This window comes from Geobacter grbiciae (assembly GCF_018531165.1).
GTDB classification, from domain to species: domain Bacteria; phylum Desulfobacterota; class Desulfuromonadia; order Geobacterales; family Geobacteraceae; genus Geobacter; species Geobacter metallireducens.
The window spans coordinates 1-4117 of sequence record NZ_JAHDIW010000035.1 but is presented as its reverse complement, the minus strand read 5'-3'; the positions used below and the strand labels follow the sequence as shown (position 1 = coordinate 4117).

Here is a 4117-nt window from a genome sequence, read left to right as displayed (position 1 = left end):
CGTTCAAGTATGTGGGAACATACGGCGTTATGAGTGAGCCGAACGGGCTTTACTACATGAAGGCAAGGTATTATGATGCTAGTATCGGGCGCTTCATTTCTGAAGATCCCGCTGGTTTCAGCGCTGGTGATGTGAATCTGATGGCTTACGTCGGCGGTAACCCCATCATGGGGGTTGACCCAAGTGGGTTGATTAACCCTGGACTTATATCAGAAGGATTCAGCAATTTAGCTAAGGGGGGTGTACTTGTTGTTGGTGGAGCACTTCTCTCTGGTACTGGCGGTGCTGGTGCTGTAGTTGGAGTTGGCAGTGCCATATATGGTGCTGAGATGGCAGGCCGTGGTGTAGTACAGATGGCAACTGGTCTTATTCAAAGCAATCCTGTATCAATACCTAATCCAAGTCTTACATATAACGCCTCCTATGCTTTAACTAAAAGCCACCAAGCTGCTGATTTTACCTATAATACAAGTTCATTGTTGTTAGGCGCTGCTGCTGGTGGTGCTACACCATCAATGTCATCTCTCGAAGCAGTTTATAATGCTTTAGATACTACCATGACTTTACGTGACACTTTTAGTGGAATGAAAGGGTGTGGTAGATGATTATGGAAGATAAAACATATACAATAAAAGCATATAAGTTTTATAAAATATTGTTTACTATTTATTCTAGTATTTTCGTATATGAACTCATTTTCAGTTCTTATGAAAATAAATTATCGACTGGAATAGGATGGGTGTTAATGTTTGCAGGTTTTATTATTTTTAAGAATAAATTGAGAAGGGAAAAGTGAAACCGTAGAGCCAAGCCCGGACACGAAACAACATTCCAGCGTTGGACGCTTCGTATCTGAGTCGGGTTTTAACGATTCACTCTAGTGGACAAGGCAATGGATTATTTGGCAGTGGTGGATTATCAGGTCATAGTTGGATATCTTATACTCCTGATGGTAGCACAACAACTACAACATATGGAACTTGGGGAAACAATCCTATGGGCCTTGGAAATGGTCTTCACGAGAATATTGAAGCAGGAAGGACAGGAGAGGCCACACGTAGCTCGCATCTTAGTGACTCACAAGAAAAATCTCTATTTAATGTGATTAATAGCTATAAACAAAATGGAGCTGACGGTTGGAGTTATCTAGCACCGTGTTCTTCCTTTGCATGTAATGCTTGGAACAGTAGCACTGGAGAGAATTTAAATCCATATGGACCATACAGTAATCCATCTACTCTAAAGAATTCAATATCTAATGCAAACAGCGGTGTTGGCACATGCCACAGATAATTTTACTAATGCTTTTATTAAGTTCTTGCTCAATGACTAGCAAAATGGCTTTAGAATTTCGCGATGTCCAGTTTTTTGAAATTCACGAAACTAAATCCGTTCCCGACATGTCATTAAAAATCTCTGGATTAGCATTTCATAGTTCATTGGCTGTAGAAAAAACAGAGGTTATTAAAGAAGGTGATACTGCAACTGTCTTCGTATATTTAACTCCCACGAAGAAAGGACTTAGTGGAAACTTTGCTTTAGAATTTCCCGTACCAAGCAATATTGATAAAGTCATGTTTGGTCCTGACAAGCATCTAATTTGGAAGCGAGGGGTTGGGCCGATAAAGGAGTAACCGCCGGTGGCCCAGCTCTGGCTCGACGACACGATGCTGGCCGAGGAACTGGAACCCATCACCGGGGTTGACCTCAGCACGATGACCATCTCGGTCATGCACCAGTATGCAGGCAACTTCTCCGACCAGACGGTGGACCACACCCTGAAGCGCGGCTCCACCTATGCCATCGTCTACGACTTCGGCGGCAGCCGCCTGGGGAAACTCGTGGAGAAACGGGAGCGGCAGATGCAGGCCTACCGGGAATCGGGGCTTACCGACACCTCCCGCCAGGTGCTCACCGAATCCCTCAACGTCATCGGCCACGACGACGCCGTCAGAATGACCGACCTGACCCAGTTCAACAACACCTACACCCGCTACACCTACGACAACGCCAACCGGCTCACCGCTCTCGAAAATCGCCTCTCCAACGCGGGAAGCCCCATAGCCACCTACGCCTTCACCCTGGACAACAACGGCAACCGGACCAACGTCACCCAGACCGTACCCATCAGTCTCAACGCCACCGCCTCAAACACGAATTTCACCATGAACCTCCAGAAAAACCGACTCCAGCAGGCCGGAAGCGCCAGCTTCACCTACGACAACGAAGGGCAGCTTGCCACCAGGACAGGTGACAACTATACTTTCGACGACGCCCACCGGCTGACCGGCATCACCGGCTCGGTCAGCTACCAGTACAAATACGACGGCGCCGGGAACCGGCTGGAGGCGACCCGAAACGGTGCCACCACCAGGTATATTTATGATACCAACGGCAATCTCCTGGCCGAGGCGGACGGCACCAACGCCATCACCCGCTACTACATCTACGGCAATGGCCTTCTCGCCATGGTGACCTCGGGCAACCAGCCGTACTGCTACCACTTCGATGGAACCGGCCACACCGTGGCTCTGACTGATTCAAGTGCCAACATCGTCAACAGATATGCCTACACGCCCTTCGGAGCCATCGGCAACCAGCAGGAAGCCATAAGCCAACCGTTCAAATATGTTGCAAAATACGGGGTCATGGCCGAGCCGAATGGCCTTTACTACATGAAGGCTAGGTATTATGATCCCTCCGTCGGGCGGTTCATCTCGGAGGACCCGAAGGGCTTCGACGGAGGGGATGTTAACCTGATGGCTTATACGGGTAACAACCCTGTGATGAAGACTGACCCGAGTGGAGAGTCTGGATTTACAACCGGTTTTGAAGGTGCAGGGACTGCTTTTGGTTTTGGAGGAACAGTAGGAATTTACGGCAATTTTGCTCATGATTCTAATAAGCCTTGGTATAAAGGGTGGTCTTCCTCTGTAACTTTTGTTGCTGGAGGCGGTGCTGCAGCATCAGTGTATGGTGCTGCAGCGGGAGTCCATTTTAGCGGCAACAATGCCAATAATGTTAGTGACTTAAATGGGACATTTCTTAACGCTGGTAGAGCCGGATTAGGTGCATTGTCGCTAGGCGGATATAGAAGCCCTGACGGAAGTGTAACTGGAGCTGGCATTACAGTTGGTCCTGCAGTTGGATATATTGGAGGTATAGCTGGCGGAAGCTATACATGGACACTCGGGGGTGGAAAATGGTATTAATTCCTTTTCTCCAACTTGTGTTGATATTTTTCACTGTAGCTAGTTTTTTGTTATGGTATAGCAATTATAGAAAATACTATGAATATATTAAATCCAAACATAATACTGAATTTATTAAGTTAATAAGAAAGGATAAGTATATCGATGCCGTTGGTGAATGGATTAGATGGCCCGTTGGGTCTGCATGGTTATTGTTATCTGCTTTCAATTTAAAAGAAAACTACGGTGACAAAACCATATCCAATTATAAATCTAAGTTACTCAAATATTTTGTGTTATTTATATCTCTATTTATAATATCATTTGCTTTTTCATTGATATTGTAAATGTCGTAGGGGGCAGACCGATACGAAACAATCTGAACCAAACAAAACTCCGTGAAGCTCTATGTTGCAAAGCTTCACGGAGTTTTTGCACCTGCCCTTCAAAATTGACAATGTACATCAGCAATATGGTCATTACTCTCGAAGAAACCGACCATATTCTGTTTTTGAAAGCAAAACCTATCCCAAAGGCGACACCGGCAAATATTGTGCTCACGGTGGCAATCAGCAAATAGCTGTCGGCTGATTGGTAATTACATCCGAATGGCGACCCCTTGCCTATCAAATGCTCGTATTCTTGTGGTTTTGTCATGAAATCGATTATGTCCCACGCAAGAACGGTAGATTCTAGTCGTAAGTGCACCACTCTGGTATGCAGCTGAAAAAGCAGAACATGATGGGATTTCTGGTAGTGTTAAGGGGAAATGAGGGACACTTCCCATATTCCCCCCGGTGGCCCAGCTCTGGCTCGACGACATCGATGCTGGCCGAGGAACTGGAACCTGTCACCGGGGTTGACCTCAGCACGATGACCATCTCGGTCATGCACCAGTATGCGGGCAACTTTGCCGACCAGTCGGT

The 4117-nt window shown here is 46.5% G+C and carries 5 protein-coding genes; all 5 read left to right on the top strand.

Going from position 1 to position 4117, the window contains the following annotated elements; all coding sequences use genetic code 11:
- A partial coding sequence (locus tag KJB29_RS18955; protein WP_215735877.1) for an RHS repeat-associated core domain-containing protein occupies positions 1-605 on the top strand: 605 nt, incomplete at its 5' end.
- Between the two features lie 275 nt (positions 606-880).
- On the top strand, positions 881-1105 hold the full coding sequence (locus tag KJB29_RS18950; RefSeq protein ID WP_215735876.1) for a hypothetical protein: 225 nt from the start codon (positions 881-883) through the stop codon (positions 1103-1105).
- A gap of 175 nt (positions 1106-1280) precedes the next feature.
- The gene (locus tag KJB29_RS18945) at positions 1281-1634 is read left to right on the top strand and encodes a hypothetical protein (RefSeq protein WP_215735875.1); all 354 of its coding nucleotides are present in this window, start codon (positions 1281-1283) and stop codon (positions 1632-1634) included.
- 6 nt (positions 1635-1640) lie between these two features.
- On the top strand, positions 1641-3212 hold the full coding sequence (locus tag KJB29_RS19480; RefSeq protein ID WP_343213583.1) for an RHS repeat-associated core domain-containing protein: 1572 nt from the start codon (positions 1641-1643) through the stop codon (positions 3210-3212).
- 696 nt (positions 3213-3908) lie between these two features.
- Positions 3909-4117 (top strand): hypothetical protein (locus KJB29_RS18935; RefSeq protein ID WP_215735874.1); only part of this gene is annotated, 209 nt, incomplete at its 3' end.

Bases quoted from the DNA above. Each gene is read 5' to 3' on its own strand.
- KJB29_RS18945 (WP_215735875.1), top strand. From the start codon at position 1,281: ATGCCACAGATAATTTTACTAATGCTTTTATTAAGTTCTTGCTCAATG.